Source organism: Acidaminococcus sp. AM33-14BH (genome assembly GCF_003603525.1).
Lineage (GTDB): Bacteria > Bacillota > Negativicutes > Acidaminococcales > Acidaminococcaceae > Acidaminococcus > Acidaminococcus intestini.
In genome coordinates this window covers 1-5,292 of sequence record NZ_QTNG01000023.1, presented here as the reverse complement: position 1 = coordinate 5,292, position 5,292 = coordinate 1, and the positions used below count along the sequence as shown (strand labels likewise).

Annotated in this window: 2 tRNA genes and 3 rRNA genes; all 5 read left to right on the top strand. The window is 52.5% G+C overall.

Annotation, left to right across the window (positions count from 1 at the left end):
- The first annotated feature begins 125 nt into the window (after positions 1-125).
- The 5 genes from DW817_RS10505 (at position 126) to rrf (ending at position 5,245) form a co-directional block, all read left to right on the top strand.
- A 16S ribosomal RNA gene (locus DW817_RS10505) occupies positions 126-1,682 on the top strand.
- Between the two features lie 108 nt (positions 1,683-1,790).
- Positions 1,791-1,867, top strand: a tRNA-Ile gene (locus DW817_RS10500).
- Between the two features lie 25 nt (positions 1,868-1,892).
- A tRNA-Ala gene (locus tag DW817_RS10495) sits at positions 1,893-1,968 on the top strand.
- A 171-nt stretch (positions 1,969-2,139) separates the two neighbouring features.
- Positions 2,140-5,045 (top strand): 23S ribosomal RNA (locus tag DW817_RS10490).
- An 83-nt stretch (positions 5,046-5,128) separates the two neighbouring features.
- Positions 5,129-5,245: ribosomal RNA gene (rrf, locus tag DW817_RS10485) — 5S ribosomal RNA — on the top strand.
- Together the 16S, 23S and 5S rRNA genes with 2 tRNA genes alongside form the textbook arrangement of a ribosomal RNA operon.
- Positions 5,246-5,292 lie beyond the last annotated feature (47 nt).

Genomic DNA, 5,292 nt, shown 5'->3' with positions numbered 1-5,292 from the left:
AATATTGATTGACAGATGTGCGGGTCAAGTCACTTTAGTGACGCGACCGAGTCACTTCGAGAAAACGAAGTAAAAAAACAAGAGCTAGTATTTTCAAGAGCCAAGAGGTTCTTCAAAATAATTTTATTTTGGAGAGTTTGATCCTGGCTCAGGACGAACGCTGGCGGCGTGCTTAACACATGCAAGTCGAACGGAGAACTTATTTCGGTAAGTTCTTAGTGGCGAACGGGTGAGTAACGCGTGGGCAACCTGCCCTCCAGTTGGGGACAACATTCCGAAAGGGATGCTAATACCGAATGTGCTCCCTCCTCCGCATGGAGGAGGGAGGAAAGATGGCCTCTGCTTGCAAGCTATCGCTGGAAGATGGGCCCGCGTCTGATTAGCTAGTTGGTGGGGTAACGGCTCACCAAGGCGATGATCAGTAGCCGGTCTGAGAGGATGAACGGCCACATTGGGACTGAGACACGGCCCAAACTCCTACGGGAGGCAGCAGTGGGGAATCTTCCGCAATGGACGAAAGTCTGACGGAGCAACGCCGCGTGAGTGATGAAGGTCTTCGGATTGTAAAGCTCTGTTGTTAGGGACGAAAGCACCGTGTTCGAACAGGTCATGGTGTTGACGGTACCTAACGAGGAAGCCACGGCTAACTACGTGCCAGCAGCCGCGGTAATACGTAGGTGGCAAGCGTTGTCCGGAATTATTGGGCGTAAAGAGCATGTAGGCGGGCTTTTAAGTCTGACGTGAAAATGCGGGGCTTAACCCCGTATGGCGTTGGATACTGGAAGTCTTGAGTGCAGGAGAGGAAAGGGGAATTCCCAGTGTAGCGGTGAAATGCGTAGATATTGGGAGGAACACCAGTGGCGAAGGCGCCTTTCTGGACTGTGTCTGACGCTGAGATGCGAAAGCCAGGGTAGCAAACGGGATTAGATACCCCGGTAGTCCTGGCCGTAAACGATGGATACTAGGTGTAGGAGGTATCGACCCCTTCTGTGCCGGAGTTAACGCAATAAGTATCCCGCCTGGGGACTACGATCGCAAGATTGAAACTCAAAGGAATTGACGGGGGCCCGCACAAGCGGTGGAGTATGTGGTTTAATTCGACGCAACGCGAAGAACCTTACCAAGGCTTGACATTGAGTGAAAGACCTAGAGATAGGTCCCTCCCTTCGGGGACACGAAAACAGGTGGTGCATGGCTGTCGTCAGCTCGTGTCGTGAGATGTTGGGTTAAGTCCCGCAACGAGCGCAACCCCTATCCTATGTTACCAGCGCGTAATGGCGGGGACTCATAGGAGACTGCCAGGGATAACTTGGAGGAAGGCGGGGATGACGTCAAGTCATCATGCCCCTTATGTCTTGGGCTACACACGTACTACAATGGTCGGCAACAAAGGGCAGCGAAACCGCGAGGTGGAGCAAATCCCAGAAACCCGACCCCAGTTCGGATCGTAGGCTGCAACCCGCCTACGTGAAGTTGGAATCGCTAGTAATCGCAGGTCAGCATACTGCGGTGAATACGTTCCCGGGCCTTGTACACACCGCCCGTCACACCACGAAAGTTGGTAACACCCGAAGCCGGTGAGATAACCTTTTAGGAGTCAGCTGTCTAAGGTGGGGCCGATGATTGGGGTGAAGTCGTAACAAGGTAGCCGTTCGAGAACGAGCGGCTGGATCACCTCCTTTCTATGGAGAACCGATCGGGACTACGGTCTTTGATCCAAATCTCTCGTCGACGCACATCTGTCAACATCAATATTTGGTTTTGAGGGTTTTGCCCTCACAATCAAGAATGGGCCTATAGCTCAGCTGGTTAGAGCGCACGCCTGATAAGCGTGAGGTCAGAGGTCCGAGTCCTCTTAGGCCCACCATTTTTATTGATTGTTTGTTAATGCTGGGGGCGTAGCTCAGCTGGGAGAGCACCTGCCTTGCAAGCAGGGGGTCAGGAGTTCGATTCTCCTCGTCTCCACCACATTATCATGAACCCTGAAAACTTCATAGAAGAGACAAAAAAGTCTTGTATGTTGTGATGAACATACAAGCACCTCTGATCTAAATGCGAATTTAGAAATGAGTTTAACGAGAACCAAGGAACGTAAGTTCCTTAGAACTTGAAACGTCACAAGAGCAATCGAGTGATATAAGTCAAGCTACTAAGGGCATACGGTGGATGCCTTGGCACTAAGAGCCGATGAAGGACGCGGTAAGCTGCGAAAAGCCACGGGGAACTGCAAGCAAGTCTTGATCCGTGGATGTCCGAATGGGGAAACCCACCATCCGTCATGGGATGGTATCCTACGGGAGGGGAACCCGGTGAACTGAAACATCTAAGTAGCCGGAGGAAGAGAAATCAAACGAGATGCCCACAGTAGCGGCGAGCGAAGAGGGCAGAGCCTAAACCAGTCATCTTCGGATGGTTGGGGTTACGGACCTGCATCAACCGAGTCCTACCTAGTCGAATTACCTGGAAAGGTAAGCCAGAGAGCGTAAGAGCCGCGTAGGTGAAAGGAAGGACGAGGGGGCAGGGATCCAGAGTACCACGAAGCACGAGGAATTTTGTGGGAAGTCGGGGGGACCACCCTCCAAGGCTAAACACTTCTTAGTGACCGATAGCGCATAGTACCGTGAGGGAAAGGTGAAAAGAACCGCGGGAGCGGAGTGAAAGAGAACCTGAAACCGTATGTCTACAAGCAGTCGGAGCGCAAGCGACGGCGTGCCTATTGAAGAATGAGCCAACGAGTTACGGGCACCAGCGAGGTTAAGCAGGAAATGCGGAGCCGGAGCGAAAGCGAGTCTAAACAGGGCGAATAGTTGGTGTTCGTAGACCCGAAACTGTAGTGATCTACCCATGATCAGGTTGAAGCGCAGGTAAAAATGCGTGGAGGACCGAACCGGTGAGCGTTGAAAAGCTTTCGGATGAATCGTGGGTAGCGGTGAAATTCCAATCGAACGCAGAGATAGCTGGTTCTCCTCGAAATAGCTTTAGGGCTAGCCTCAAGCAGTAAGCATAGGCGGTAGAGCACTGATCGGGATAGGGTCCGTAAAGGATACCGAACCCTGTCAAACTACGAATGGTTATGCTGCAGAGCTTGGGAGTCAGACTACGAGAGATAAGTCCCGTTGTCAAAAGGGAAACAGCCCAGACCGTCAGCTAAGGTCCCCAATGCCATACTAAGTGGAAAAGGATGTGGGGTCTCATAAACAACCAGGATGTTGGCTCAGAAGCAGCCACCATTTAAAGAGTGCGTAATAGCTCACTGGTCGAGAGGCCCTGCGCCGAAGATTCCCGGGGCTAAAGTATGGAACCGAAGCTACGGATGCGGTACTTGTACCGCGTGGTAGAGGAGCGTTCCCATTGGGTTGAAGTCGTCCTGGAAGGGACGGTGGACTGGTGGGAAGTGAGAATGTTGGCATGAGTAGCGAAAAGATAGGTGAGAATCCTATCCACCGAAAGCATAAGGATTCCTGAGCAACGATCGTCGTCTCAGGGTAAGTCGGGACCTAATCCGAGGCATGGAGCGTAGGAGATGGACAACTGGTTGATATTCCAGTACCGGCAGCAATCGTTTGAACGATGGAGTGACGCAGGAAGGCAGGTCCGCGCGAGAATGGTAGATCGCGTACAAGCGTGCAGGCTGGTGCACAGGCAAATCCGTGTACTGAGGCTGAGGCGTGATGTGGAGGGAACTTGTTCCCGAAGGGATTGAGCCTACGCTGCCGAGAAAAGCTTCTAGTGAGAAAGCTGCCGCCCGTACCGTAAACCGACACAGGTATGCGGGGAGAGAATCCTAAGGTGCGCGGGAGAACCCTCGTTAAGGAACTCGGCAAAATGTACCCGTAACTTCGGGATAAGGGTAGCCACAGTGGTGAAGGGACTTGCTCCTGGAGCCTAGTGTGGTCGCAGAGAAGAGGCCCAAGCGACTGTTAACCAGAAACACAGGTGCCTGCGAAAGAGAAATCTGATGTATAGGTGCTGACACCTGCCCAGTGCTGGAAGGTTAAAGAAGGATGTCCGGGTTCGACCCAAAGCATTTGACTGAAGCCCCAGTGAACGGCGGCCGTAACTATAACGGTCCTAAGGTAGCGAAATTCCTTGTCGGGTAAGTTCCGACCCGCACGAAAGGTGTAACGATTTGGGCACTGTCTCAACGAGGGACCCGGTGAAATTGAAATACCTGTGAAGATGCAGGTTACCCGCGACTGGACAGAAAGACCCCATGGAGCTTTACTGTAACCTAATATTGGGTTCTGATATTCGACGCACAGGATAGGTGGGAGGCTTGGAGCATGGTCCTCTGGGATCATGGGAGCCGCCGTTGGGATACCACCCTTCGAATATCGGGATTCTAACCGCAGGAGCAACGATCCTCGGGACAGTGTTAGGCGGGCAGTTTGACTGGGGCGGTCGCCTCCTAAAGAGTAACGGAGGCGCCCAAAGGTTCCCTCAGCGCGGACGGAAACCGCGCGACGAGTGTAAAGGCAGAAGGGAGCTTGACTGCGAGCCAAACACGGCGAGCAGGTACGAAAGTAGGGCTTAGTGATCCGGTGGCATCCAAGTGGAAGGGCCATCGCTCAACGGATAAAAGCTACCCTGGGGATAACAGGCTAATCTCTCCCAAGAGTCCATATCGACGGGGAGGTTTGGCACCTCGATGTCGGCTCATCACATCCTGGGGCTGAAGTCGGTCCCAAGGGCTGGGCTGTTCGCCCATTAAAGTGGTACGTGAGCTGGGTTCAGAACGTCGTGAGACAGTTCGGTCCCTATCCATCGCGGGCGTAAGAGATTTGAAGGGGGCTGCTCCTAGTACGAGAGGACCGGAGTGGACGGACCGCTGGTGTACCAATTATCCTGCCAAGGGTATAGTTGGGTAGCTACGTCCGGAACGGATAAACGCTGAAAGCATCTAAGCGTGAAACCATCCTTAAGATGAGATCTCTCATAGAGTAATCTAGTAAGACACCTTGAAGATTACAAGGTTGATAGGCAGGATGTGTAAGCACAGCAATGTGTTAAGCTGACCTGTACTAATATGTCGAGGGCTTGACTTAAGGGCCAAGTTTTCATCGAAGTCCGAAAAGGACAAGGAAGTCTCTTCATGAAGTTTTGAGGGCTCATGCCTTCAACAACATAATCCGGTGACGATAGCTAAGGGGTTCCACCTGTTCCCATGCCGAACACAGCAGTTAAGCCCTTAAACGCCGAAAGTACTCGACTGGAAACGGTCCGGGAGGATAGGAAGTTGCCGGTTGGATTGACACCTCACTTGCTTTAGGCAGTGGGGTGTTTTTCTTATGT